Annotated in this window: 22 protein-coding genes and 1 pseudogene; 10 read left to right on the top strand and 13 right to left on the bottom strand. The window is 62.0% G+C overall.

Going from position 1 to position 24,714, the window contains the following annotated elements; genetic code table 11:
* Window positions 1-3: 3 nt before the first annotated feature.
* The 8 genes and pseudogenes from ACP7DE_RS10285 to ACP7DE_RS10320 form a co-directional block, all read right to left on the bottom strand.
* Window positions 4-2,472 carry a TonB-dependent siderophore receptor gene (locus ACP7DE_RS10285; protein WP_426072008.1) on the bottom strand — a complete coding sequence of 823 codons (2,469 nt, stop codon included), beginning with the start codon at window positions 2,470-2,472 and terminating at the stop codon, window positions 4-6.
* A 98-nt stretch (window positions 2,473-2,570) separates the two neighbouring features.
* Complete coding sequence (locus ACP7DE_RS10290; protein ID WP_426072176.1) at window positions 2,571-3,350, bottom strand: FecR domain-containing protein; 780 nt, start codon at window positions 3,348-3,350, stop codon at window positions 2,571-2,573.
* A gap of 54 nt (window positions 3,351-3,404) precedes the next feature.
* Window positions 3,405-3,887: pseudogene (locus ACP7DE_RS10295) on the bottom strand (sigma-70 family RNA polymerase sigma factor); the annotation flags it as partial.
* Window positions 3,888-4,085: 198 nt separating this feature from the next.
* Window positions 4,086-5,216, bottom strand: a complete 1,131-nt coding sequence (locus tag ACP7DE_RS10300; protein ID WP_426072009.1) for a YbdK family carboxylate-amine ligase — start codon at window positions 5,214-5,216, stop codon at window positions 4,086-4,088.
* The gene (locus ACP7DE_RS10305; protein WP_426072010.1) at window positions 5,217-6,404 is read right to left on the bottom strand and encodes a cation:proton antiporter; all 1,188 of its coding nucleotides are present in this window, start codon (window positions 6,402-6,404) and stop codon (window positions 5,217-5,219) included.
* A gap of 312 nt (window positions 6,405-6,716) precedes the next feature.
* Window positions 6,717-7,886: a vWA domain-containing protein gene (locus ACP7DE_RS10310; protein ID WP_426072011.1), complete on the bottom strand. Its 1,170-nt coding sequence runs from the start codon at window positions 7,884-7,886 to the stop codon at window positions 6,717-6,719.
* Window positions 7,880-8,542, bottom strand: coding sequence for a GNAT family N-acetyltransferase (locus ACP7DE_RS10315; protein ID WP_426072012.1), 663 nt, complete (start codon window positions 8,540-8,542; stop codon window positions 7,880-7,882). Before ACP7DE_RS10315 ends, ACP7DE_RS10310 begins: the two co-directional genes overlap by 7 nt.
* A 9-nt stretch (window positions 8,543-8,551) precedes the next feature.
* The gene (locus tag ACP7DE_RS10320; RefSeq protein WP_426072013.1) at window positions 8,552-9,421 is read right to left on the bottom strand and encodes an AAA family ATPase; all 870 of its coding nucleotides are present in this window, start codon (window positions 9,419-9,421) and stop codon (window positions 8,552-8,554) included.
* A 233-nt stretch (window positions 9,422-9,654) separates the two neighbouring features.
* Here ACP7DE_RS10320 and ACP7DE_RS10325 point away from each other — a divergent pair, with 233 nt between their 5' ends.
* On the top strand, window positions 9,655-9,984 hold the full coding sequence (locus ACP7DE_RS10325) for a c-type cytochrome (protein WP_092796428.1): 330 nt from the start codon (window positions 9,655-9,657) through the stop codon (window positions 9,982-9,984).
* A gap of 11 nt (window positions 9,985-9,995) precedes the next feature.
* On the top strand, window positions 9,996-10,337 hold the full coding sequence (locus tag ACP7DE_RS10330) for a c-type cytochrome (RefSeq protein ID WP_426072014.1): 342 nt from the start codon (window positions 9,996-9,998) through the stop codon (window positions 10,335-10,337).
* 14 nt (window positions 10,338-10,351) lie between these two features.
* Here the strand turns inward: ACP7DE_RS10330 and norR are convergent, their stop codons facing one another.
* Window positions 10,352-11,908, bottom strand: coding sequence for a nitric oxide reductase transcriptional regulator NorR (gene norR, locus ACP7DE_RS10335; protein WP_426072015.1), 1,557 nt, complete (start codon window positions 11,906-11,908; stop codon window positions 10,352-10,354).
* A gap of 150 nt (window positions 11,909-12,058) precedes the next feature.
* On the opposite strand from norR, the gene nirK reads away from it, so the two are divergent.
* Genes nirK through ACP7DE_RS10350 form a run of 3 tightly spaced genes read left to right on the top strand, consistent with a single transcriptional unit; the run spans window position 12,059 to window position 16,535 of the window.
* Window positions 12,059-13,543: a copper-containing nitrite reductase gene (nirK, locus tag ACP7DE_RS10340; RefSeq protein ID WP_426072016.1), complete on the top strand. Its 1,485-nt coding sequence runs from the start codon at window positions 12,059-12,061 to the stop codon at window positions 13,541-13,543.
* Between the two features lie 29 nt (window positions 13,544-13,572).
* Complete coding sequence (gene ytfE / locus ACP7DE_RS10345) at window positions 13,573-14,250, top strand: iron-sulfur cluster repair protein YtfE (RefSeq protein ID WP_426072017.1); 678 nt, start codon at window positions 13,573-13,575, stop codon at window positions 14,248-14,250.
* 14 nt (window positions 14,251-14,264) lie between these two features.
* Window positions 14,265-16,535: a nitric-oxide reductase large subunit gene (locus tag ACP7DE_RS10350; protein ID WP_426072018.1), complete on the top strand. Its 2,271-nt coding sequence runs from the start codon at window positions 14,265-14,267 to the stop codon at window positions 16,533-16,535.
* 5 nt (window positions 16,536-16,540) lie between these two features.
* Here ACP7DE_RS10350 and ACP7DE_RS10355 read toward each other — a convergent pair whose 3' ends face one another.
* On the bottom strand, window positions 16,541-17,011 hold the full coding sequence (locus ACP7DE_RS10355) for a DUF1841 family protein (RefSeq protein WP_426072019.1): 471 nt from the start codon (window positions 17,009-17,011) through the stop codon (window positions 16,541-16,543).
* 166 nt (window positions 17,012-17,177) lie between these two features.
* Here ACP7DE_RS10355 and ACP7DE_RS10360 point away from each other — a divergent pair, with 166 nt between their 5' ends.
* Window positions 17,178-17,369 (top strand): hypothetical protein, encoded by a 192-nt coding sequence (locus ACP7DE_RS10360; protein ID WP_426072020.1) that lies wholly within the window; start codon window positions 17,178-17,180, stop codon window positions 17,367-17,369.
* Between the two features lie 65 nt (window positions 17,370-17,434).
* Window positions 17,435-19,030: a malate dehydrogenase (quinone) gene (gene mqo / locus ACP7DE_RS10365; RefSeq protein WP_426072021.1), complete on the top strand. Its 1,596-nt coding sequence runs from the start codon at window positions 17,435-17,437 to the stop codon at window positions 19,028-19,030.
* 98 nt (window positions 19,031-19,128) lie between these two features.
* On the opposite strand, the gene ACP7DE_RS10370 is transcribed toward mqo, so the two are convergent.
* Window positions 19,129-19,761 carry an RNA pyrophosphohydrolase gene (locus ACP7DE_RS10370; protein ID WP_426072022.1) on the bottom strand — a complete coding sequence of 211 codons (633 nt, stop codon included), beginning with the start codon at window positions 19,759-19,761 and terminating at the stop codon, window positions 19,129-19,131.
* A gap of 204 nt (window positions 19,762-19,965) precedes the next feature.
* On the opposite strand from ACP7DE_RS10370, the gene ACP7DE_RS10375 reads away from it, so the two are divergent.
* Window positions 19,966-21,705: a proline--tRNA ligase gene (locus ACP7DE_RS10375; protein ID WP_426072023.1), complete on the top strand. Its 1,740-nt coding sequence runs from the start codon at window positions 19,966-19,968 to the stop codon at window positions 21,703-21,705.
* Window positions 21,702-22,328, top strand: coding sequence for a lytic transglycosylase domain-containing protein (locus ACP7DE_RS10380; protein WP_426072024.1), 627 nt, complete (start codon window positions 21,702-21,704; stop codon window positions 22,326-22,328). Before ACP7DE_RS10375 ends, ACP7DE_RS10380 begins: the two co-directional genes overlap by 4 nt.
* 79 nt (window positions 22,329-22,407) lie before the next feature.
* On the opposite strand, the gene ACP7DE_RS10385 is transcribed toward ACP7DE_RS10380, so the two are convergent.
* Window positions 22,408-22,806 carry an SWIB/MDM2 domain-containing protein gene (locus ACP7DE_RS10385; protein ID WP_099376516.1) on the bottom strand — a complete coding sequence of 133 codons (399 nt, stop codon included), beginning with the start codon at window positions 22,804-22,806 and terminating at the stop codon, window positions 22,408-22,410.
* A gap of 77 nt (window positions 22,807-22,883) precedes the next feature.
* On the opposite strand from ACP7DE_RS10385, the gene ACP7DE_RS10390 reads away from it, so the two are divergent.
* A complete protein-coding gene (locus ACP7DE_RS10390; RefSeq protein WP_426072025.1) occupies window positions 22,884-23,081 on the top strand; it encodes a hypothetical protein in 198 nt (65 codons plus the stop codon).
* 181 nt (window positions 23,082-23,262) lie between these two features.
* Here ACP7DE_RS10390 and ffh read toward each other — a convergent pair whose 3' ends face one another.
* Window positions 23,263-24,630, bottom strand: a complete 1,368-nt coding sequence (ffh, locus tag ACP7DE_RS10395; RefSeq protein WP_010401368.1) for a signal recognition particle protein — start codon at window positions 24,628-24,630, stop codon at window positions 23,263-23,265.
* Window positions 24,631-24,714: the final 84 nt, after the last annotated feature.

Here is a 24,714-nt window from a genome sequence, read left to right on the forward strand (position 1 = left end):
GCGTTAAAACTTCGTGCGCACGGTGAACATCACATTGCGCGGTTCGCCATAAAAACCTGTTCCGAACAGGCCCAGACCCGTCAGGTATTTTTTGTTCATCAGGTTGTTGACGTTCAGGCTGGCCGTGACGTTCTTGCTGATCTCGTAGCGCGCCATCAGGTTGACCAGTGCATAGCTGCCCTGCTGCAGGCGCGCATTGTCGTTGGTGGCAGGGTTCCAGACCTCGCCGTGGAAACTGCTTTGCCAGGTCAGGCCGCCGCCCACCGTCACTTTGTCCAGGCTGGCCGGCAGGCGCCAGCTGCCTTGCACTCTTGCCAGGTGGGCCGGCTGCGTGGTTTTCATCGTTTCCGCGAACACTGCCTTGCCATCCTTGTCGCGCACATGCGCATACGTGTAGCCGGCGCTCAGTTTCACATCCTTCAGCACCTCGCCTGTTACTTCCATTTCCGCGCCGCGGCTGGTGACGCCATCGATGGCCTTATACACTAACTCACCGTTGACTTCGCCCACAGGGCTGGCCACATTGCTTTGGCGGATCTGGAACAGGGACGCGCTGGCGTTGACCTTGCCATCGAGGTACTCCGCCTTCACGCCCGCTTCCATACCCTTGCCGCGCACGGGTGCGAGGAAGTTGCGGTTGATGTCGCGGTTGCTCTGCGGCGCGAAGATGCTGGTGTAGCTGCCGAACACGGAATAGGTCTTGTCGAGGTCATACACGACGCCCGCATATGGCGTGATGACGCCGCTTTCGTCCATGCGCGTATGGCTGGGCGTGCCATTGTCGAATAAGCTGCGCTTCTGGTCCATCTTGTAGTTGCTGATCCGCGTGCCGACGATCACCGATAGCGCATCGCTCGGGCGCAGGCGCACGGCGCCATACAGACCGCTCTGGCGTGTGCTGTCGTTGTCGTTTCCCTGGTGTTCGAACGCCGGCTCCGCATACTGGCCACGCCAGTCGAAGTAGCTGCTGTCCAGGGTCGGATAAACCGAATCATAGACGGGACCATCCTGTTTTGCCGTCGAGGTGGAATAGCCGAACATCGCTTCATGCTGGCGGCCGAACAGGGTAAACGGGCCGCTGGCGTCCACGTTGAAGGTGGTCTGGCGGCGGTCGCCCGCGTATTTGCCCATGTAGAAGCTGGCGCCTTCCCCTGTGACTGGGTTAGGATAGCCGCCGCTGACCGAGCTCAACACGCTGTCATGCTTGCTGCGCAACTGGTTGGCGCTCAATTTCACTTTCCACGCGTTGGCGAAGCTGTGTTCCAGCGACGTGAACAGCGTGGTGTTCTGCATGTCGCGGCGGCTCCAGTCGGTGGCAGGATTCCACGAGGTGGGGAAATCCGTGCGCGTGCCGTCGGAAAACAGCAGAGGAAAGCCCGTCCAGGTGGAGCCGCGCGGCTTGTAATCCTGGTGCGTGAAGCCTGCCGTCAGCAGGGTGACTTGTGTCAGGTCCGCCTCGACGATGCCGTAGGCGACCGATTTTTGCTGCTTGTAGCGGTCCAGGTAGGAGTGTTTGTCCTGGTAGGCGCCCACCAGGCGGCCGCGCACCGTGCGGCTGTCGTTCAGTGGGCCGGAAACATCGACTTCGCCGCGGTAGTTGTCCCACGATCCTGCGCCCAGGGTTGCCGAGCCCTCGAAGTTGGCGGTGGGGCGCTTGCGCACCATGTTGACGGTGGCCGACGGGTCGCCCGAGCCGCTCATCAGGCCCGTCGCGCCCTTCAGCACTTCGATGCGGTCGTAGATGGCCATGTCGCTGTTCGTCGTGCCCCAGTCGTAGACGCCGTCATAGATGGCCGACACGCCGTCGTACTGGAAATTGGTGACGGCAAAGCCGCGCGCCTGGAAGCTCCAGCGGTCGCTGTCGTAGTTTTGCACGCTCACGCCATTGACGTTCTTCATGACGTCGGAAACGGCGTTGCTGTTTTGGTCATCCATCTGCTGGCGCGTGACAATGGTCAGCGACTGCGGCGTTTCGCGTTGCGTCAGGGCCAGGCCTGTGGCGCCGCTGGCGGGGCCGCCCGTATAGCTGCCCGTGCCGCTAGTGGCGGCGTTGCGCTCGGCTGCCGCGATCACGGTGACGCCGCTCATGACGGCCACGCCGCGGCTGTCCGCCGAGGGAATATTCGCGCCGGAGGGGATCTTTTGCAGCAGGTAGCCGCCATTCGGCTGCGGTACGGCTTGCAGGCCGCTGCCTGCCAGCAGCACGCGGAAACCATCCTGCAAGCTGTAGCTGCCTTGCAGCCCGGCGCTGCGCAAGCCTTGCGTGGCATCGCTGGAGAACGACAGCAGGATGGCGCTGTCGCTGCCGAAGCGCGTCAGCACGTCGCCCAAGGAAGCTGCGGGGATGCTGTAGCTGCGCACTTGCCGGGTTTGCGCCTGAGCTGATGCCGGCAGGGCCAGGGCCATGCCGATCTGCGACAGGGCGCAGGCCAGGACGGTGCGGGTAAGGAGGGAACGCGAAGCGTGGTGCATGGAATAAAACCTTTCGTGGATGCGCAAGATGGAGACTACCTGTCTACCAAGTCACGCGAGCACGGCGAAACAGCTCACTTTGCAGAAAATACTTTTTTTCAACGCGCCGCCAGTTCGATCCTGACGACTTGATGGCCCCAGAAGCGCGTGACGGTATTGCGCCGCAGCCGCAGGCTGGCGCTGACGGTGTCGAGGATGGCATTGACATCGGCCAGAGGGTAGGAGCCGGAGACGCGCAAGCCGGCGATGGCCGGCGCGCAGGCCAGCGGATGGTTGCTGTAGCGCGACAGCTCGGCGAGGAAATCGGCCAGGCGCATGTCGCGCGCCACCAGCATGCCATCGAGCCAGGCGCCGCCATACGGCGCCAGCGCCTGGCGGTGCACACCCATGTCGTCGAAATGCGCGCCTTCGCCGGGACGCAGCACCAGGCGCTGTGCGCCATCGCCGGCCAGCACGGCGACTGCCCCTTCGAGCACGCCGGCGCTGGCGTATTGCTGGTGTAGGCGCACGGTGAAACGCGTGCCCAGCGCCTGCAGGCCGCCGTGCGGCGTGCCGACGAAGAAGGGACGTTGTACCGCATCCTTGCCGGTGGCGATGAAAATTTCGCCGGCCAGCAGTTCAATACGGCGCTGTGCACCGTCATAAGCGATGTTGACGGCGCTGTTGGTATTGAGCGTGAGCTGCGTGCCATCATTCAGGGTCACCACGCGGCGCTGGTTGACGCCGGTGCGATAGTCGGCTGTCCAGCCGCGCCATGGGCTGCGGCGTTCCAGCGCATACAGCGAGGCGCCGCAGCCCAGCAGCAGGGCCAGCGTCTTGACGGCATGGCGGCGCGGCGCGTTGGCTTGCACGCAGGCGCGCAGCAGGGTCGCGTGCATGGCGGGCGGCAGATGCTCGTGCTGCGTTTGCAACTGCTGCCACGCTTGCGTGGCGCTACCGGCCCGCTGCAGATGGCGTTTCACCGTGGCCAGCGAGATGCCGAGCTGGCGCGCGATATCTTCCTGCGGCAGCTCATCGAGCTGGCGTAGTAAAAAAGCCCGTTTGACGGGAGGCGGCAAGCCGTCGAGCATGCGGTCGAGTTCAAACACGGTGGCCAGCAGCATTGCCCGATCCTCCGGCGACGGTGTGTGCAGGGGCGGCAGTTGCGTCAGTACGTCGAGGTAAGCCTGTTCGAGTTTCTGGCGGCGGTAATGGTTGAACAGCACGCGCTGTGCGACGGTAACGAGCAAGGCGCGCGGCGCGCGCGCGGCGACGGCGTCTTCGCGGTCGAGCAGGCGCATGAAGGTGTCATGCGCCACATCGGCCGCGCAAGCCGTGCTGCCCAGCTTCTTGCGCAGCCAGCCTTGCAGCCAACCGTGGTGGTCGGCGTACAGTGTCGCGATGTCCTGGCGTTGTAGCGGCTTTGCCAGCGGCATCGCGTTCCCCTTGCATGGCCGGTCCGGCTGGACTGGTATTTTTAAACAATAATAAGAATCATTCTCACTTATTGTAACAAGCGGGGGCGGATGCTGTAAATGACGGGGGGATGGGGTGTGGTTTTTTGGGTTGCGTTATTGGGGTAAAAGTCACGATGCCTGGCCAAACCGTCGTGCAGCAGGTTTGGCCAGGCATCCTCAATAATTCATCGGCTCGCCGCGGAAGCAGCGAATAGCCGAATCGACCATGCCCTCGGCGCTGCCCTGCAGGCTGTGCTGCTTGCGCAAGTATTGCGCGTCGCTCCATTGCTTGGCCACGTCCGACAGGTGTTTCAGTGCTGGCGTGCTGCCCAGTGCCTCGGCGTGCGGCTCCATCTTGCGCAGGGTGGTCATGATGTCTTCGCGCAGCGACATCGTTTCGTAGGTTTTCGGATGCGTGATGGCGCCGTCGAGGCCGAAGCGGCAAGCCTGGAAGCGGTTGTAGTTATACACGAGGTAATCGTCTTCCACGGGCGGCGTTTCTTTCCGCTCCAGCAGGTAGCGGCACAGGGCTTGCAGGTAGGCGGCCAGCGCGGCGGCCCGCTCCACCGTCAGCGGCGTGTCGCACACGCGCAATTCGATGGTGCCGAATTCCGGCTTGGGACGGATGTCCCAGTAAAAGTCCTTCATGCTCTTGATGATGCCCGTGTTCTCCATCTTGGCGAAGTACTGATTGGAGAACTGGTCCCAGCTCAGCGTAAACGGCGCGCGCCCGCTCATGGGGAAGGCGAACACGGAGTTCAGGCGCGCTGAATCGAACAGGGTGTCGCGTCCCTGCACGTAGGGCGAGGAAGCCGACAGGGCGATGAAGTGGGGGATGTAGCGGTTCAACGAATGCAGCAGGAACATGGCATCGTCGCCCGAGGCGCAGCCGATGTGCACGTGCTGGCCGAAGATGGTGAATTGTTTGGCCAGGTAGCCGTACAGTTCCGAAATTTCCTGGAAACGGGGCTTGGAAAAGATTTTTTGCGACGACCATTGCTGGAACGGGTGCGTGCCGCCGCCCGCGATGCCGATATTGAGCTTGTCGCCGGCCGTGATCAAGGTGTCGCGGATTTCCTGCAACTGCGCCAGCAGGGGGCCGTGATGCGTGTGCACGCTCGAATTAATCTCGATCATGCTCTCGGTGATTTCCGGCGTGACGTTGCCGGGGAACGGTTTTTTATTCAGCAGATGCAGCAGGTCGGGGCTGGCGGCCGTCAAGTCATAGTCCGACAGGTTCACCAGTTGCAGTTCGAGTTCGACGCCGAAGGTCAGCGCGGCCGATTGGCCAAAGGGTTCCAGCGGCATTTAGCGCTCCTTGATTTCGTGGGTTTCTTTGGCCAGCATCAGCACGCGCTGCACCAACACGGGGCCGACCAGTTCCAGGCCCAGGGTGACGGCGGCCAGGGCGTTCAATTCGTCGCCGAAGTTCACGCCGTGCTGGCGCGCGTGCTCGAGAAGCAGGATGATGAAGACGGAGACGGGCGTCAGTGCCACGCCTGTCAGCACGCCCTTGCGCCAGGAAATGCCGCTCACATGCGAAAACGCGGCCACGCCAACGACTTTGGTCAGCAGGCGCCCGCCAACGACGGCCAGTGCCAGGCCCGCGCCTGCCGTCACGCTGGCCCATTCCAGGGTCGAGGCGGCATACACGAATAGCAGCACCGTCAGCAGCTCGCCCAGCGCGCCGAAATTGCGCTGCGCCTGGCTGAAGGCCACGCGGCGATGGCGCGCCACCAGGCCAAACGTCAGGGTGGCCAGTAGCGGCGACAGGCTGGTGGTGTAGGTCAGGGCGACCAGCAGCATCACCGACAGTGCAAATGCGACGGTGGCATCCTGCGCCATATTGCCCAGGCGGCGAAGCATGGCCGGCACGACGATGCCAAAGACGGTGCCGGCGGCCACCGAGGCGGCCAGCACGGCGGCGCTGCTGCTGCTCGCCTCGATCAAGTCGGTGGAACTCTGGAACATCCAGAAGCCGACGATGATGTTGAACGTGAAGACGGCCAGTACGCAGTTGAGCGCCGTCAGGTGGACGATGCGTTCCGTCACCTGGCCCGAGCTGCGTTCCTCGTTGATGACGCGCATGATGGTGGCCGGCGAGGTGGACATGGCCAGGGACGCCAGCAGCAGCGCCGTCATCGAGGTGCTGCCGAATTCGATGCCGATGAAGTAGACGACGGCAAAGGTCAGCAGGGATTCGACCAGGCCCGTGACGGCGATCCACGGATTGTTCTTCAGCCAGCGCAGGTTGATGCGGTAGCCGACCTCGAACAGGATCAGGCCGAAGGCCACGTCGGCCAGCACCAGCATGGGGCCGGCGTCCGTCTGCGGCAGGATGCCCACCTGCGTCTGCGCGAGGACGAAACCGATCACGCCGTAAAAACTGATGCGCGGCAGGCCAGTCCAGCGGTGGCCGAATTCGCCCACCACCCAGGCCAGGGTAATGGCGAACGGCCAGGACAGGTCGGCGGCGATCGAGATCAGACTTTGCATGCTCATTCCTTTGAAATAGCGCTGGCACCAGCCGGCAGCGCGGAGGCTGGCGCGGCAATGTCGTGGTGCAGCGATGGTGCATTGTTTGCGCAGAGCGATGCGCCGATTCTACCGGAGCAGAAGGCGCGCACCATGTGCGCAATCGAACAGAGTCGTGGCCATGGCGGCCGCGCACAGGATGCAGCAGGTTAGGGCCGGGCTGGTATCAGCGTATGGTACCCGCCCGCAGCGGAGAAGCTCCGCACGGTAGTGCCGTGTCGCAGTGTACGACATGGCGGCCACTTGCCGCCATGGACTTTTTGTCGTGCGTCTTTATTTACTGAGCAGACGCATACCCCGTTCCAGCCCGTCGATCGACAGGGGGAACATGCGGTTGTTCATCAATTGCCGCATCACGCCGATCGACTGGCGGTATTGCCACAGGCCTTCTGCTTCCGGATTGAGCCAGATGAATTTCGGGAACGCCTGGGTAAAGCGCGCCAGCCACGTCGATCCCGCTTCCTCGTTGTTGTATTCGACACTGCCTCCCGGCTGCAGGATTTCATAGGGGCTCATGGTGGCGTCGCCGACGAAAATCAGCTTGGTGTCGGACGGGTACTTGCGCAGCACGTCCCAGGTGGGAAAACGCTCGGCGTTGCGGCGCCGGTTGTTCTTCCACAAGGTGTCGTAGACGCAGTTATGGAAGTAAAAGAACTCCATGTTCTTGAATTCCGTCTTCGCCGCCGAAAACAGTTCCTCGGTGCGCTCGATATGGTCGTCCATGCTGCCGCCCACGTCAAACAGCATCAGCACCTTGATGCGGTTCTTGCGCTCGGGCCGCATCCGGATGTCGAGGTAGCCCGCATTGTTGGCCGTGGCGGCGATGGTGGCGTCCAGGGCCAGTTCGTCTTCCGCGCCTTCGCGCGCGAATTTGCGCAGGCGGCGCAAGGCTACCTTGATGTTGCGCGTGCCCAGTTCGCGCTCGCCGTCGTAATCCTTGTAGCTGCGCGCTTCCCATACTTTCACGGCCGTGCGGTTGCCACCCTTGCCGCCGATGCGGATGCCTTCCGGATTCGTGCCGCCATTGCCGAATGGCGACGTGCCGCCCGTGCCGATCCACTTGCTGCCGCCTTCGTGGCGCTCCTTCTGCTCCTTCAGCAGCTGGTTCAGGCGGTCCATCAGCTTGTCGTAGCCGAATTTTTCTAGCTGCGCCTTCTGCTCCTCGGACAGTTCGCGCTGCATGCGTTTCAGCAGCCAGTCGAGGGGAATCGCCGCGTTCGACTCGAAGGCCGCGTTGACGCCTTTGAAGTACTGCGCAAACGCGCGGTCGAACTTGTCGAAATGCGCTTCATCCTTGACCAGGGTCAGGCGTGCCAGATAGTAAAAATCGTCCATCGAAGCGTCGATGACGTTCTTTTGCAGCGCCTCAAGCAGCGTCAAAAATTCCTTGATCGAGACGGGAATCTTCGCATCCTTGAGCGTGAAGAAGAAATCGATCAGCATGGCGCTTCCTCTGTCGCTGCCTCGGTCCCTTCACCTCCTGCGCAAGGCAGGGCGGCGATAGGGCGCTGCGCCAGCTTGTAGCGCAGATGGGCGGCAATTTCCGGCCACTCGCCGCGCGTGATGCTGTACATGACCGTGTCGCGCACGGTGCCGTCGCGGCGCAGCGCATGGTGGCGCAGCACGCCATCCTTCTTCGCGCCCAGGCGTTCGATGGCCGCCTGCGAGGCATGGTTGAAGTTATCGGTGCGAAAACCCACCAGTGCACAGCCGAGCGTGTCGAAGGCGTGCGCCAGCAGCAGCAATTTGCAGGTGGTGTTGACGTGGCTGCGCTGGCAGCGCTTCGCATACCAGGTGTAGCCGATTTCCAGGCGGCCAATACTTGCTATCACGTCGTGGTAGCTGGTGGTGCCGAGCACCTCGCCGCTGGCCGCGTCGACGACGGCAAAGGCGAAGCGCGAAGGGCGCATCTCGATGCCCTTGAAAATGTACTGGTCCACCTGGTCCGGTTCGGGCACGGAGGTGACGCGCAGATTCCACAGCTCGCCATCCGTGGCCGCCGCGCGCAAGCCGGGCGCGTGGTGCGGCGCCAGCGTTTCGAGGCGGATACCGTGCAGTTGCAGGGGCACGAAGACCTTGTCCGAGCTGATGTCGTTCACCGGCGCTCCTTAGCGGTTGGTGCGCGACATGAACATCAGGCGCTCGAACAGATGCACGTCTTGCTCGTTTTTCAGCAGCGCGCCATGCAGCGGCGGTACGACAGCCTTGTTGTCCTTGCTGCGCAGGGCTTCGGCCGGGATGTCTTCGGCCAGCAGGAGCTTGAGCCAGTCGAGAAATTCCGAGGTCGACGGTTTTTTCTTCAGGCCCGGCACATCGCGCACTTCATAGAAGGTTTGCAGCGCCTGCGCCAGCAATTCCTGTTTCAGGTGCGGGTAGTGGACGGCGACGATCTGCTCCATCGTGTCTTTGTCCGGGAATTTGATGTAATGGAAGAAGCAGCGGCGCAAGAAGGCGTCCGGCAATTCCTTCTCGTTGTTCGAGGTGATGATGACGAGTGGACGATGGCGCGCCGTGACCATTTCGCGCGTTTCGTAGACATAGAATTCCATGCGGTCCAGTTCGCGCAGCAAGTCGTTGGGGAATTCGATGTCGGCCTTGTCGATTTCATCGATCAAGAGTACCACCGGTTCGGGCGCCGTGAATGCCTGCCACAGCACGCCCTTGACGATGTAGTTCTGGATATCGCGCACGCGCTCGTCGCCCAGCTGCGAATCGCGCAGGCGCGACACCGCGTCGTATTCGTACAGGCCCTGCTGCGCCTTGGTGGTTGATTTGATATGCCATTGCATCAGCGGCATGTTCAGCGCGGCCGCCACTTCCTCGGCCAGCATGGTCTTGCCCGTGCCCGGTTCGCCCTTGATCAGCAAGGGGCGCTGCAAGGTCAGCGCCGCATTCACGGCCAGTTTCAGGTCGGCGGTGGCGACATAGCTGTCGGAACCATCGAAGCGTTGGCCTTGCTGGGTGTGCTGTGCTTGCATGAGCGGTCTGCCAAAGTAGGGAAAGGGAGAGTATAAACAGAACTGTGGCGCACCGCCACGCGGACGGCCTGTGCCCGCCTGCCTACAATGCGGGTTTTATAGGTGGACTTGCAAGAATATCTTGGCTAGAATCGGCAAGCAGCAGATTAATTGTCAACCTTAATTGTCAATACATAAAATCAATAAAAACCAGCTCTGGCGTTTCTCCGATTACCTCTGTTCACTTTGCCACTATGAAAAAAATATTTGCACTTCTCGTGCTTGCCGGCATAGCAAATGCCGTCACAGCGGCTGACATTGTAGGAAACGCCAAGGCAGCGACTGCCAAGGTGGAAATGTGTATCGGTTGCCACGGCATTCCCGGTTACAAGGCGACCTTCCCTGAAGTGTTCCAGGTACCGATGATCGGTGGCCAGCCGGCAAAATATATCGAGAATGCGCTGCAAGCCTACAAGAAGGGCGATCGCAAGCACCCTAGCATGAAGGGCATTGCCAGCAGCCTGTCGGACCAGGATATCGCCGATGTCGCCGCGTATTATGCGCAACAAGCCAAGCCGAACTGAGGATCAGCCAGATGAAAACACTACTCGCCGCCCTCGTTTGTGCCACCGTCTCGTTCGGTGCCAGCGCCGCCGGCAATATCAACACGGGCAAGGCCCTGGCCGAAAAATACAGCTGCGCCACCTGCCACGGCAAGGATTACGGCTCGCCCATCGACCCGTCGTACCCAAAACTGGCGGGCCAGCACAAGGATTACCTGGAACACGCCTTGACGGCGTATAAACGCGGCGACAAGGCCAATGGCCGCAATAACGCCATCATGACGGGCCAGGTGAAACCGCTGAGCAACCAGGACATCAAGGATCTGGCCGCCTACTTCCACAGCCTGCCAACCACCCTGGTGATCCACCGCTGAGTTGCATCGCCGCGTCAGGCTTTCAGCCCGACGCGGCGCGCCAGCTTGTGCAAATTGCTGGCGTCCATCCCCAGATGGCGCGCGGCGGCGGCCCAATTATCCTGATGCAGGACCAGCGCTTGCCGGATGGCTTGGCGCTGGCTCGCTTCGACGATCTGATGCATGGATAGCAGCGGCGCCGCCGGCGTGCCGCATGTGGCCGGCGCTGGCAGTAGCGCGTCCGTGCCCGCCGGCGCTTCCAGCGCATCGAGATCGAGCATATCCGTTTCCAGGGTCACGATGTCCTTGCGGTTCGCGCCGCGGATGACGGCTTTCAGCGCGGCCCGGCTGATCACATGTTCGAGTTCGCGCACGTTGCCGGGCCAGCGGTAGTGGCAGAGCGCGTTTTCGGCGGCGGCCGACAGGCGCAGGCTGCGCAGCCCCAGGCGCGCACGGTTGAGCTCAAGGAAACCGCCGGCCAGCAGCAGCACGTCATTGCCCCGCTCGCGCAGCGGCGGAATCGGCACGGGATAGACCGATAAACGGTGATACAGGTCGGCGCGGAACGTGCCGTCGCGCACATGCTCGCGCAAGCTGCGGTTGGTGGCGGCGATCACGCGCACGTTGACCCGGCGTGGCCGGTCCGCGCCCAGGCGCTGGATTTCGCCATTTTGCAGGGTACGCAGAAGCTTGGCCTGTATCGACAGCGGCAACTCGCCCACTTCATCGAGAAATAGCGTGCCCCCTTCGGCCGCTTCGAATCGGCCTGGCCGGTCGCTGACGGCGCCGGAAAACGCGCCGCGTACATGGCCGAACAATTCGCTCTCGGCCAGGGATTCCGGCAAGGCTGCGCAATTGACGTGGATCAGCGGCTTGCCGGCGCGGCGTGACAGGCGGTGCAGGCGGTGTGCGCATAGTTCCTTGCCGACACCCGTTTCGCCCAGCAGCAGCACGGGCAAGTCCGATTCGGCCACCACCTGCAATTCATGCAGCAACTGCGTGATGGCGCTGCTCTGGCCGACAAAATCGTGTTCCTCGCGCGGCGCTTGCGCATCGGCCAGCATGGCGCCGCCCGACAGGCGCAGGGCGCGGATTTCCGTTTCCAGGCGGGTCACGCGCACGGCCGCCTCGATGGCGCAGGCCAGCTCGCCCAGGTCGCGCTGCGCGCGCGCGTCGAAGGTGCCCACCTGCAGGGCGTCGAGCGTGATCACGCCCCAGCGTTCGCCTTCCAGGTCGAGCGCCATGCCCATGCAGTCGTGCACGGGCAAGGGCTCGCCGGCCCGTTCGGCGATCAGACCATCGTAGGGATCGGGCAGGGAACTGTCGTGATGGAAGCACAGCACGCCGCGCCGTTGCAGGATGGCGGCCAGGCGCGGATGGTCGGCGATGGCGAAGCGGCGTCCCAGCGCGTCGCTGGCCAGGCCGGCCATCGCCACGGGGCGCAGGTGCTCGCCATCGAGCTTGAGCAAGGCCACGGCCTCGCAGCCGAAGTGCGCGCGCAGGCTGCCAACCAGGCGCTGCAGGCGCACGGCCACGGGCAGGTTGGCGACCAGATCGGTGAGTAGCAATAGGTGGATGGCAGTGGTGGTCATAAGTACCATGCAGGGTACATGGAACCACGGCAAACAAGGGTCATAACGACCCTGCATTTTTCAAATCGTTGATTTAAAACAAGTTTTCCCTGGCACGTCGTTTGCGTAGGTAAGAGTGCCGAACCGGCATACAAGACCAAGGAAAGCTTGATGAAAACGACTCCCTCCCTCCGCGCCATTGCCGCCGCCGTCTGCGTCCTGGCCATGCCCCTGTCCGTGCAAGCCCAGGCGAGCCTGCCGGCCAGTGCTGCCGCCACTGTCACCAAACCCGCCACCGCCGCGGTCAAACGCTATGAACTGCAAACCAATATCGTTGACGGCAAGATGGTATTCATCGACGCCAAGGGCCAGGTCAATCCCGTGCTGACAGCCAAGGTGGGTGACACGGTGGAACTCGTGCTGAAAAGCGGCGAAGGCGCCGAGCACGACCTGCTGATCCCGCAGCTCAACGTGGCCTCAAGCAAATTCAGCGCCAATAGCGGCAGCACTACAGTGCGCTTCACGGTCACGCGCGCCGGCACGTTCACCTATTACTGCTCGATTCCCGGCCACCGCCAGATCGGCATGGAAGGCAAGCTGGAAGTGAGCGGCACTTCGCTGGCCGAAGCCGCAGCTCCGAAGGCTGCTGGCGCCGGCTCCGCTGCCAACGAGTCCAGCCAGGCTGCGGCACTGGCCCTGTACACGCCCGCGCCGTCGCCGATGCGCGGCCCCGATCCCTCGGCCGTCAGCGTGGCCGCCAACCCGGCGCAGGTACCCGCCGCCATCGGCGCGCGCGCGCCGCAAACCTTGAAATACCGCATGGAGACGGTGGAATTGCCGGGCAAGCTCGATGACGGCACCAGTTTTACGTATTGGACTTTCAATCGCCAGGTGCCCGGCCCGATGCTGCGCGCGAAGGTGGGCGACACGGTGGAACTGACCCTGTTCAACGCCAAAGACAGCAAGATGATCCACTCGATCGACCTGCACGCCGTGACGGGCGGCCATGGCGGCGGACAACACACGCAGGTGGCGCCGGGTCAGGAAAAAACAGTCACCTTCAAGGCGCTCAATCCTGGCCTGTACGTGTATCACTGTGCCACGCCCTTGGTGCCGCAGCATATCGCTGCCGGCATGTACGGCATGATCCTGGTCGAACCGGAAGGCGGCCTGTCGAAGGTGGACCGCGAGTATTACGTGATGCAGGGCGAGATGTACACGGGCCGTCCGCACGGTGCGCCCGTGCACCAGGAACCGAACCTGGAAAAAATGGCCAATGAACTGCCCGACTACTACGTCTTCAACGGCGAAGTGGGCGCCCTGAGCAAGACGCATAAATTACAGGCGAAAGTCGGCGAGACGGTGCGCATCTATTTCGGCGTCGGTGGCCCGAACAAGATTTCGTCCTTCCACATCATCGGCGAGATTTTCGACAAGGTGTACAGCGAGGGCTCGATCAGCAGCCCGAAACACGACGTGCAAACCACGCTCGTGGCACCGGGCGGCGCGACCATCGTCGAACTCAAGGTACAGCATCCGGGCAGCTATCTGCTGGTCGACCATGCGCTGTCGCGCGCCGGCAAGGGCGCCGTGGGCGTGCTTGAAGTGACTGGAGAACCCGTACCCGGCGTCTACCACGCGGGCGCGGTGCAATAAATCTACCTATTCATCCTCAAGGAACTGTTATGGAAATGATCGAGCTATCCCTGGGCCAGCTGGCCCGCCGCATCCCCGGCGCCACGCGCCTGTTCGATGCGCACCGCCTGGATTTCTGCTGCGGCGGCAACAAGACCCTGCGCGCGGCGGCCGAAGCGGCCGGCGTGGACACGGCGCCCATCGTCGCGGAACTGCGGCTGCTGGCAGGGCGCGCAGATACCAGCGGCGAGCGTGACTGGCAGGAGGCCTCGGCCACCGAGCTGGTGGAGCACCTCTTGGCGCGTTACCACGCCGTGCACCGTGAGCAGCTGCCCGAGCTGATACGCCTGGCGCGCAAGGTCGAGCAGGTGCATGGCGACCGCGCCGACTGTCCGCACGGGCTGGCGGAACACCTGTCGGCCATGGCGCAGGAGCTGGAAAGCCATATGCGCAAGGAAGAAGACGTGCTGTTCCCGATGATCGTGCGCGGCCAGGGCCCCCGCGCCGGCGCGCCCATCAACGTGATGCGCATGGAGCATGACGAGCATGGCGTGGCCTTGCGCGCCATGGAGGCAATGACGAACGATATCACCGCGCCGGCTGGCGCCTGCACCACCTGGCGCGCGCTGTACACGGGCTTGCGCACCTTCCGTGCAGACCTGATGGCGCACATCCATACTGAAAACAATATCCTGTTCGAGCGCTTTGCGCCGGCCGTGGTGCACTGACAAAGGAAAGACCCATGGGTCCCTACAAAAAACTCTGGTTCACCCTGATCGGTGTGCTGATCGTGACGTTTTCGCTACTCGGCTACTACGGCGTCGAAGTCTACCGGCAGGCGCCGCCCATCCCCGCGCAAGTGCTGGCGCAGGATGGCCGGCAGCTGTTCGACCGCGAGGGCATCCTCGATGGCCAGACGGCCTGGCAATCGGTCGGCGGCATGCAGCTGGGCTCCATCTGGGGCCACGGCGCCTACCAGGCGCCCGACTGGACGGCCGACTGGCTGCACCGCGAACTGACGGCCTGGCTGGAGCTGGCTGCGCAAGAGCAGCATGGCAAGGCATACGCGGCGCTCGACGGCCCCGCGCAGGCGGCGCTGCGCGAAGCGCTCAAGATGGAATACCGCGGCAACCGCGTCGATGATGCACAAGTGCTGCGCCTGTCGCCGCGCCGCGTGCAAGCCATCGCCAACACGGCGCACTATTACGACCAGCTGTTTTCCGATGCGCCCGCGCTGCACGCCAGCCGCGAGCATTTCGCCATGAAGGAAAATACCCTGCCCAGTGCCGCGCGACGCGCGCAGATGACGCAGTTCTTCTTCTGGACCGCGTGGGCCGCCGCCACCGAGCGTCCGGGCCAGAAAGTGACCTATACGAACAACTGGCCGCATGAACCGTTGATTGGCAACCAGCCCAGCGGCGAAAACCTCGTCTGGTCGGTCGCCAGCGTGGTGGTGCTGCTGGCCGGCGTGGGCTTCCTCGTCTGGGGCTGGGCCTTTTTGCGCAACCACGACGAAGCGCTGCCGGCCCCCGGTCCGCGCGATCCGCTCACCACTTTCGCGCTGACGCCTTCGCAGCGCGGACTGGGAAAATATCTGTTCCTGGTCGTGGCGCTGTTCATCTTCCAGGTCTTCATCGGCGGCTTCACGGCGCATTACACGGTGGAAGGACAGCAGTTCTACGGCATCGACGTCTCGCGCTGGTTCCCGTATGCGCTCACGCGCACCTGGCATATCCAGGCAGCGCTGTTCTGGATCGCCACGGGCTTTCTGGCCGCCGGCCTGTTCCTGGCGCCCTTGATCAATGGCGGCAAGGACCCCAAGTGGCAGCGTCTGGGCATCGATGTGCTGTTCTGGGCCCTGGTCGCCGTCGTCGTCGGCTCGTTTATCGGCAACTACCTGGCGATTGCGCAAGTGATGCCGCCCGAGTGGAACTTCTGGCTCGGTCACCAAGGCTATGAATATGTGGACCTGGGACGCTTGTGGCAGATCGGAAAATACGTGGGCATCCTGCTGTGGCTGGTGTTGATGCTGCGCGGCGTGGTGCCGGCCCTGCGCAAGCCGGGCGGCGACAAGAACCTGCTGGCGCTGCTGACCGCGTCCGTCGGCGCCATCGGCCTGTTCTATGGCGCCGGCCTGTTCTACGGCGAACGCACACATCTGTCGGTGATGGAGTACTGGCGCTGGTGGGTGGTGCACCTGTGGGTGGAAGGGTTCTTCGAAGTCTTCGCCACCACGGCGCTGGCCTTCATCTTTTCGACCCTGGGCCTGGTGTCGGTGCGCATGGCCACGGCGGCCAGCCTGGCGTCGGCCTCGCTGTTCATGTTGGGCGGCATACCCGGTACCTTCCACCACCTGTACTTTGCGGGCACTACCACGCCCGTGATGGCCATCGGCGCCAGTTTCAGCGCGCTGGAAGTGGTGCCGCTGATCGTGCTGGGGCATGAAGCGTGGGAAAACTGGCGCCTGAAGGAGCGCGCGCCATGGATGGAGCAGTTACGCTGGCCCATGATGTGCTTTGTCGCCGTCGCCTTCTGGAACATGCTGGGCGCGGGTGTGTTGGGCTTTATGATCAACCCACCCGTGGCGCTGTACTACATCCAGGGCCTCAACACGACTCCCGTGCATGCGCATGCGGCGCTGTTCGGCGTGTACGGCTTCCTGGCGCTGGGCTTTACCTTGCTGGTGCTGCGCTATTTGCGGCCCGACTACCGCTTCAGCCCTGCGTTGATGAAGACGGCGTTCTGGGGCTTGAACGCGGGCCTGGTGCTGATGATCTTTACCAGTTTGTTGCCGATAGGCATTATCCAGTTCCACGCCAGCGTGACGGAAGGCCTGTGGTATGCGCGCAGCGAGGAATTCATGCAGCAGCCGCTGTTGCAGAATCTGCGCTGGATACGTACCTTTGGCGACGTGGTCTTCATCGTCGGCGCCGTCGCCATGGCGTTGCAGGTGGTGCTGGGGTTGTTGTGCAAGGCGCCGAAGGCAGCTGTACTGCAGCCTTCGGCAGTGTAGCCATGTTAGCGGCGGCGGACGCAATCGATATACGCATCCGTATCGGGCGGCAAGCCCGAGCGCTGCGAAGCCCAGATCATCTGGCCCAGGCATTCCATCACTTCGTGCTGGGCTGCATGGGCCGAATCGAGGCGTTGCGTCAGTTGCTGCACGGCCGGGCGGATGCCGCGCGGCTGGTCCACCTGCACCTGCTCTGTGATCGACAGATGCATGGATAGGTGCAGGAAGGGATTGGCTTGTCCGCCTTCGACGGAATAGTCGCGCGCCAGTGCCGCTTCGACATCGGAGAGCTCGTTTTCATACTCGGGGTGTTCGAGAATCCAGTCGAGCGCGATGGCTTCCATCGGCGTGAGGATGTCATGGGCGCGGTGCTTGCGCAAAGTGTCGCAAAAGAAGCGGCGCACATCGTCGGAAGAGGGGTTGAACATGGCTGAAGAACTATGGCTAAAGGGCAGCCGGCATTGTACCGCGTACATACGCAAAGGGCATCGAGGATGCCCTTTTTGCCGTCTGGCGCCCGCTTTCATGACCTGATATTCACCGTCATTTAATACCCTGCAGTAAGTATTATCCACTACCGCCGCAGCCTGGCGGTGCCAAATAACGGTGATAAAATCGCCGCTCTTGATATTTGCACTGGACATGACGGCGATTTTATTGCCGGTTTTTCAGCCGACAACGCAGTCCGCGCTGTCCATTGCCTGCACCTTTGCCACCAGATCTCGCTCCTGGCTTATCCCGGAGCGCGGCAGCATGCCTATCACCATCGACATTGACCTGTCCGGCCGTCTCGGCGCCGGAGTGCTGCCTGTCTTTCGTCAGATCAGCCGATAGCCGCGATGCTGCCGCCACGGTGGCGCGCAAGAATCATCCTTCAGTATTCATAAACGGAGTTACGTATGCGTAAATCGCTATTACTTTTGATGTCGTGCCTGATCCTGGCGGCATGTGACAAGACCCCTCCGGCCTCGTCCGAAAAACCGGTCGACGTGCTGCTGATCGGCGCCGGCACCATGAGCGCCACCCTGGGCAGCATGCTCAAGGAACTCGATCCCTCGCTGACGATGGAAATGGTTGAGCGCCTCGATGCCGTGGCCGCCGAAAGCTCGGACGCGATGAACAACGCGGGCACGGGCCATTCGGCATTTGCCGAACTGAACTACACGCCGGAAGCGGCCGACGGCAGCATCGAGACCAAGAAAGCCGTCGACATCAACGAGCAATTCGAAATTTCCAAGCAGTTCTGGGCTTATCAGGTAGCCAACAAGCACTTGGGCGCACCGCAAACCTTCATCAACAATGTGCCGCACATGGCCTTTGTCTGGGGCGACGCCAATATTGCTTTCTTGCACAAGCGCTATGAGGCGCTGCAAAAGCAAAACTTGTTCAAAGGCATGCTGTACTCGGAAGACCAGGCGCAGATCGCGCAATGGGCGCCGCTGGTCATGCAAGGCCGCGACAAGGGGCAGAAAGTGGCCGCGACGCGCATGGAAATCGGTACCGACGTCAATTTCGGCAACCTCACGCGCGGCCTGGTGAAATACCTGACGGACAGCCATGGCATGGTCCTGCACCTGCGTCACCAAGTGGAAGACATCCAGCGCGGCGCCGATGGCGTGTGGAACGTGACGGTGAAAGACTTGAACGCCGGTAAGGAAAAAACCGTGCGCGCCAAGTTCGTCTTCATCGGCGCCGGTGGCGGTTCGCTGCCGCTGCTGGAAAAATCGGGCATTCCTGAAGCCAAGGGCTACGGCGGCGTGCCGGTGGGCGGCCAATGGCTGGTCACCACCAATCCGCAACTGGTGGCGGCGCATGCGGCCAAGGTCTACGGCAAGGCATCCGTCGGTTCGCCGCCGATGTCCGTGCCGCATCTCGATACGCGCATCATCGATGGCAAGAAAGCCCTGCTGTTTGGCCCGTTTGCCACCTTCTCGACCAAGTTCTTGAAAAACGGTTCGTGGATCGACTTGCCTGCCTCGATCGGTACGGGCAATGTGAAACCGATGTTGCAAGCTGGCTACGACAATATTCCACTGACGAAATACCTGATTGAACAGGTCATGAACACGCCGGAAGACCGTTTGAAAACCCTGCGTGAATACTTGCCAAACGCCAAGATGGAAGACTGGACCCTGCAAAACGCTGGCCAGCGCGTGCAGATCGTCAAGGATGACCCCGTCAAAGGCGGCTTGCTGCAGTTCGGCACGGAAGTCGTCGGTGCCGCCGATGGCAGCATCGTTGCCTTGCTGGGCGCCTCGCCCGGTGCCTCGACCGCGCCGCCTATCATGATCAAGGTGCTGCAAACGGCCTTCAAGAGCCGCCTGGCGACACCGGAATGGCAAGCCAAGATGGTGGAAATGGTACCCTCGTATGGTCAAAAGCTGAACAGCGACCCAGCCCTGGCCAACAAGATCCGCCACTACAGCAGCAATATCCTGGGTTTGAAAGCGATCACCCTGGATGTACCGCCAGCACCAGCGCCTGCGGCCAAGTAAGTTGACTGGTCCGGCAGGGTGTTCCTGCCGGCATGAAAAAAGGGGCAGCCTGGTCAGGCTGCCCCTTTTGCGTGGGAAATTGCATTCATTGCGGCGGATTACCCCTTGCCCGGCAAGATCAGCTCCGGCGTACATCCTTCGGCGGCAATGCCGTCGCAAGGCTGGGCCAGTGCCGCGCCATCCTGCGCGCGTGGCGCGTGGGGTTGGCGCAGGTAGCGCGAGGTATGGCGGTGCGCTTGCTGTGCATTGCCATGCACGGGCCAGGTCAGGAAGCGGGACAGCTCCTGCAAGGCGCGCTGGTACACATCGCGTTTAAATTCAATCACGACATCGAGCGGGACCCAATATTCATGCCAGCGCCAGGCGTCGAACTCGGGATGGTCGGTCAGGCGCAGATTGACGTCGTTATCGCGCGCGCACATTCTCAGCAGAAACCAAATCTGCTTCTGGCCACGGTAATGGCCGCGAATCTCGCGCTTGATGAAGTGGTCTGGCACTTCATAGCGCAGCCAGTCGCGGGTGCGGCCGACAATTTTGACGTGTTCCTGTCTGAGTCCGATTTCCTCTTCAAGTTCGCGAAACATGGCTTGTTCCGGTGTTTCGCCATATTTGATACCGCCTTGCGGAAACTGCCATGAGTGCTCGCGCACCCGCTTGCCCCACCACACCTCGTTCTGGGCGTTTAGCAGGATGATGCCGACGTTGGGCCGAAACCCTTCACGGTCGAGCATAATGCACCTCAAACTTTCTGCGACAGTGCGTCTTTTTTTACATAATTACCCACAACTTCGCAAGCCGGTGACCTTTTCGGGGTGCGAAAAGCGCCGGAATCGCACCAATTGAGCGCATTTGTGTAAAGTATGGACGCATCAGCCAGCTAATCCTTTAAAATTAGGTTGATTATAACCCTCTCTTTTTAAAAAGAATTCACCGTTATGCGCGCCTCCCGTTTTTTTATTTCCACACTTAAAGATGCACCTTCTGACGCGGAAATCGTCAGCCACCAATTGATGATGCGTGCAGGCATGATCAAACGCCTCGGTTCCGGCATTTATACCTACATGCCGATGGGCTTGCGCGTGATACGCAAGGTGGAAGCCATCATCCGTGACGAGATGAACAAAGCCGCCGGCATCGAACTGCTGATGCCGCTCGTGCAGCCAGCCGAACTGTGGCAGGAGACGGGCCGCTGGACCAAGATGGGTGACGAACTGATGCGCGTGAAAGACCGCCACGGCCGCGAATACGCGATCCAGCCGACATCGGAAGAAGTCATCACCGACGTCGTGCGCACGGAAATCAAGTCCTACCGCCAGTTGCCGCTGAACTTTTATCATATCCAGACCAAGTTCCGCGACGAGCGCCGTCCCCGCTTTGGCCTGATGCGCGGCCGCGAATTCACCATGAAGGACGCCTATTCCTTCGACCGCGACCTGGCCGGCATGCAAGCGTCGTACAAGGTCATGTTTGACGCCTACACGCGCATCTTCACGCGTTTTGGCCTGCAATTCCGCGCCGTGGCCGCCGACAACGGCGCCATCGGCGGTTCCGGTTCGCATGAATTCCACGTCATCGCCCACACGGGTGAAGACGCGCTCGTGTATTGCCCGACGTCCGACTACGCCGCCAACATGGAAGCGGCCGAAGCGCTGCCGCCAGCGGGCGAGCGTCCTGCCGCCGCCCAGGCACTGACCAAAACGGCCACGCCGGACACAGTCAAGTGCGAAACCGTGGCGGCCCTGTTAGGTATTGATTTGTCGCAGACCGTGAAAACCATCGCCCTGACGGTGGAAACCACGGGCAAGGACGAGAAAGTCACGCAACAGCATTTCATGCTGCTGCTGCGCGGCGACCATGAATTGAACGACATCAAGGTAGGCAAGGTTGCCGGCCTGGCCGGTCACCGTTTCTCGACCGAAGCGGAAATCCTGGAAATCTACGGCACGATTCCCGGCTACCTGGGCCCGATCGGCACGAAAGCACCGGTCACCGTGGTGGCGGACCGCACGGTCGCCCACATGAGCGACTTCGTCTGCGGCGCGAATGACGCCGGTTTCCACTACACGGGCGCCAACTGGGGCCGTGACGTGGCCGAGCCAGCCATCGTGGCCGACTTGCGCAATGTCGTCGCCGGCGACGCTTCGCCGGACGGCCAAGGCCTGCTGGCCATCGAGCGCGGCATCGAAGTGGGCCACGTGTTCCAGCTGGGCACGGCGTACTCGGAAAGCATGAAAGCCACCTTCCTCGACGAAAACGGCAAGCCTGCGCCGCTGCAGATGGGTTGCTACGGCATCGGCGTGACGCGCATCCTGGGCGCCGCCATCGAACAGAACTTCGATGACAAGGGCATCATCTGGCCAGCGTCGATTGCGCCATTCGAGGTCGTGCTGTGCCCGATGGGCATGGACCGCAGCGAACTGGTCAAGGAAGAGACGGAGAAGCTGTACGCGGCCCTGCAAGGCGCTGGCGTCGATGTCATCGTCGATGACCGCGGCCTGCGTCCTGGCGCCATGTTTGCCGACTGGGAACTGATCGGCGTGCCGCACCGCATCGTCATCGGCGAGCGCGGCTTGAAAGAAGGCAAGCTGGAATACCAGGGCCGCCGCGACGTGGAAGCCACCGGCGTGGCGCCGGACGAGATCGTCGCCTTCATCCAGGGCAAAATGGCGCAGTGAAGCGCATATCGGTAAGTAAAACGGCTGGCGCGCTCGCGCTGGCCGCCTGCCTTGCCAGCGCTTTCCCGGCGCAGGCCGGTAACCAGAAAGAGGAGGCGCTGGCCGACTCCGTGCGCCTGGCCCTGTCGCACGCGATCCGCGACGAACGCCCGCCGCAGCCCAAATTTGCCACGTCCGCCGACTTGCAGCGCTACCAGCAATGGCTGGCGCAGATGTCCACGCGCCTGCAGCGCAAGCTGCCGGACGCGCAGTTGCGCACGGAATTCCTGGAAACGGTATGGTACGAAGCGCGTCGCGCGGGCCTGGAGCCGGCCCTGGTCTTGGGCTTGATCCAGGTGGAGTCGGCCTACCGCAAATATGCCGTCTCGCTGGCCGGCGCACGCGGCTACATGCAGGTGATGCCGTTCTGGACGGGCGTCATCGGCGACAGCGACCGCAGCAAGCTGTTCCACATGCAGACAAATCTGCGCTATGGCTGCGCGATCTTGCGCATGTACCTGGATATGGAACGAGGCGATTTATACTTGGCGCTGGGGCGGTATAACGGCAGCCGGGGGCGGGCCGAGTATCCGAATGCAGTGCGCGCCGCGTGGCGCCAGTGGGAATTCAAACCGGCCGGGTGATGGGCAAGCAAAAAAATGCCCCGCTCGCAGTGATGCGGCGGGGCACTCACACGGCGCGGAACGCCCTGCGCGTATCTGATTATTTCAAATGATCGGAGATCAGTTTCGTCATTTCAAACATGGAGACTTGGGCTTTGCCGCCGAAAACAGCTTTCAGCTTGTCGTCCGCATTGATCATGCGGCGGTTGGCCGGATCTTGCAAATCGAGTTTTTTGATGTAATCCCATACCTTTTTGGTCACTTCCGTGCGCGGCAGTGGTGCTGCGCCAACAACGGCGGCCAGCTCTTTCGATGGCGTCATTGCTTTCATGAATGCTGCGTTTGGCTTGCGTGGTGTTGCCGGTGCTGCCGCTTTCTTCGCCGCTGCTGGTTTAGCTGCTGCTTTGGCTGCGGGTGCTGCTTTCTTGGCGGCTGCAGGCTTGGCTGCTGCTGCTGCTTTGGCTGGCGCTGCTACTGGGGTTTTTTTGGCTGTTGCCATCTTCGAGCCTCCTTAACAAACACATGGGAAATTGCGCAATTAATCGCACGGCTAATATTGGTGTGGATTTACCTTGTATGCAAGTGTTTTTCACGTTTTCACGAGGAAAAAGCAGGGAAATGGCGATGCTGTCGCCCGGGCGCACCGCTTGGGGGCGCAGAACGGCGTTTTTGCCCGTGAAGGGCATGGTTGCTGGCTATGCGGGGAGGGGCGCTGCGGGGCAGGGAAGAAACGATACCGGACGCATGAAAATGCAATCCGGCATGATTTTATAACAGTGTTTTCAGCGTATTGCGCTTGGATACGCGGCGTAAAAAAGGCCTTCAAAATCACAGCGAGCGGGGATGATTTGTGGCCGAGAAGCGCAAGCGCACTCTAGTGCGCTGAGCATCGCCGGCCGCAAAGACCACCGCGCAGCGGATTTTGAAGCCTTTCCTCATCGCGGATTTTGAAGCCTTACCTCATCCCAGGCATCATGCCCTTCATGGAGCGCATCATCTTCATCATGCCGCCGCCCGACAATTTCTTCATCATCGTCTGCATTTGCTCGAATTGCGTCAACATGCGGTTGACTTCCTGCACTTGCACGCCGGCGCCAGCGGCGATGCGGCGCTTGCGCGTGGCCTTGATCAGTTCAGGCTTGGCGCGCTCTTGCGGCGTCATCGAATCGATGATGCCGCACATGCGGCGCACCTGTTTATCGGCTTGATCCATGTTCTTGCCGCCTGCCGCCTGCTGGAACTGCGCCGGCAGCTTGTCCATCAGGTTGGCCATGCCGCCCATTTTCTTCATCTGGCCAAGCTGCGCCTTGAAGTCGTTCATGTCGAACTTGCCGCCGACCTTGATTTTTTGCGCCAGGTCGGCCGCTGCCTTGCTGTCGACGCCCTTGCGCGCCTCTTCCACCAGCGCGAGGATGTCGCCCATGCCCAGGATGCGGTTGGCCATGCGGGTCGGATCGAACGCTTCCAGGCCGTCGAGTTTTTCCGAGACACCGGCAAACTTGATCGGTTTGCCCGTGATGTGGCGCACCGACAGGGCCGCACCGCCGCGCGCGTCGCCATCGAGCTTGGTCAGCACGATACCGGTCAGCGGCAGCGCATCGTTGAAGGCTTTCGCCGTGTTGATGGCATCCTGGCCCAGCATGGCGTCGACGACAAACAGGGTTTCGATCGGTTTCACGGCGCTGTGGACGGCGGCGATTTCGCGCATCATCTCTTCGTCGATACCCAGGCGGCCCGCAGTATCGATGATCAGTACGTCGTGGTAGTGTTTTTTCGCCCAATCCAGCGCGGCCAGGGCAATATCGACCGGCTTGTCTGTGCTGGAAGACGGGAAGAAGTCGGCGCCCACCTGGGCGGTGACCGATTGCAACTGCGCGATCGCGGCGGGACGGTAGACGTCGGCCGAGACGGTCAGCACTTTCTTCTTCTTTTCTTCCTTCAGGTATTTCGCCAGCTTGCCGACGGTGGTGGTCTTACCCACACCCTGCAGACCGGCCATCAGGATGATGGCGGGCGGCTGCTGGGCAAAGCTGATCTGCGACGCTTCCGGTCCCAGGTCGGCGCCCATCAGGGCGGCCAGCTCGCGCTGCACCACGCCGACCAGGGCCTGGCCTGGCGTGAGTGAGGAAATGACATCCTCGCCCATGGCTTTTTCTTTGACTTTGGCGATGAATTCGCGCACGGCGGGCAGGGCGACGTCGGCTTCGAGCAGCGCCAGGCGCACTTCGCGCAGCATGTCGGCGGTGTTCGCTTCGGTCAGGCGCGCCTCGCCGCGCATGGTCTTGACGACTTTGGCAAGCCGTTGGGTGAGATTATCTAGCATGATGAACCTGCAATGAAAGCTTGGGAGTGGGCGGCGCAAACCGGACGATGGGCGTCATTTTACCCCATCGCGGGTGGCAGGCGG

Source organism: Janthinobacterium sp. DSP2-3-3 (genome assembly GCF_049897325.1).
Lineage (GTDB): Bacteria > Pseudomonadota > Gammaproteobacteria > Burkholderiales > Burkholderiaceae_D > Janthinobacterium.

Bases quoted from the DNA above. Each gene is read 5' to 3' on its own strand.
- ACP7DE_RS10305 (WP_426072010.1), bottom strand. From the start codon at position 6,404: ATGCAAAGTCTGATCTCGATCGCCGCCGACCTGTCCTGGCCGTTCGCC.
- ACP7DE_RS10370 (WP_426072022.1), bottom strand. From the start codon at position 19,761: ATGCTCGACCGTGAAGGGTTTCGGCCCAACGTCGGCATCATCCTGCTA.
- mqo (WP_426072021.1), top strand. From the start codon at position 17,435: ATGCGTAAATCGCTATTACTTTTGATGTCGTGCCTGATCCTGGCGGCA.
- ACP7DE_RS10350 (WP_426072018.1), top strand. From the start codon at position 14,265: ATGGGTCCCTACAAAAAACTCTGGTTCACCCTGATCGGTGTGCTGATC.
- norR (WP_426072015.1), bottom strand. From the start codon at position 11,908: ATGACCACCACTGCCATCCACCTATTGCTACTCACCGATCTGGTCGCC.
- ACP7DE_RS10290 (WP_426072176.1), bottom strand. From the start codon at position 3,350: ATGCACGCGACCCTGCTGCGCGCCTGCGTGCAAGCCAACGCGCCGCGC.
- ACP7DE_RS10310 (WP_426072011.1), bottom strand. From the start codon at position 7,886: ATGCTGATCGATTTCTTCTTCACGCTCAAGGATGCGAAGATTCCCGTC.
- ACP7DE_RS10330 (WP_426072014.1), top strand. From the start codon at position 9,996: ATGAAAACACTACTCGCCGCCCTCGTTTGTGCCACCGTCTCGTTCGGT.
- nirK (WP_426072016.1), top strand. From the start codon at position 12,059: ATGAAAACGACTCCCTCCCTCCGCGCCATTGCCGCCGCCGTCTGCGTC.
- ACP7DE_RS10325 (WP_092796428.1), top strand. From the start codon at position 9,655: ATGAAAAAAATATTTGCACTTCTCGTGCTTGCCGGCATAGCAAATGCC.
- ytfE (WP_426072017.1), top strand. From the start codon at position 13,573: ATGGAAATGATCGAGCTATCCCTGGGCCAGCTGGCCCGCCGCATCCCC.
- ACP7DE_RS10320 (WP_426072013.1), bottom strand. From the start codon at position 9,421: ATGCAAGCACAGCACACCCAGCAAGGCCAACGCTTCGATGGTTCCGAC.
- ACP7DE_RS10390 (WP_426072025.1), top strand. From the start codon at position 22,884: ATGCAAGTGTTTTTCACGTTTTCACGAGGAAAAAGCAGGGAAATGGCG.
- ffh (WP_010401368.1), bottom strand. From the start codon at position 24,630: ATGCTAGATAATCTCACCCAACGGCTTGCCAAAGTCGTCAAGACCATG.
- ACP7DE_RS10375 (WP_426072023.1), top strand. From the start codon at position 19,966: ATGCGCGCCTCCCGTTTTTTTATTTCCACACTTAAAGATGCACCTTCT.
- ACP7DE_RS10385 (WP_099376516.1), bottom strand. From the start codon at position 22,806: ATGGCAACAGCCAAAAAAACCCCAGTAGCAGCGCCAGCCAAAGCAGCA.
- ACP7DE_RS10285 (WP_426072008.1), bottom strand. From the start codon at position 2,472: ATGCACCACGCTTCGCGTTCCCTCCTTACCCGCACCGTCCTGGCCTGC.
- ACP7DE_RS10355 (WP_426072019.1), bottom strand. From the start codon at position 17,011: ATGTACGCGGTACAATGCCGGCTGCCCTTTAGCCATAGTTCTTCAGCC.
- ACP7DE_RS10300 (WP_426072009.1), bottom strand. From the start codon at position 5,216: ATGCCGCTGGAACCCTTTGGCCAATCGGCCGCGCTGACCTTCGGCGTC.
- ACP7DE_RS10360 (WP_426072020.1), top strand. From the start codon at position 17,178: ATGACGGCGATTTTATTGCCGGTTTTTCAGCCGACAACGCAGTCCGCG.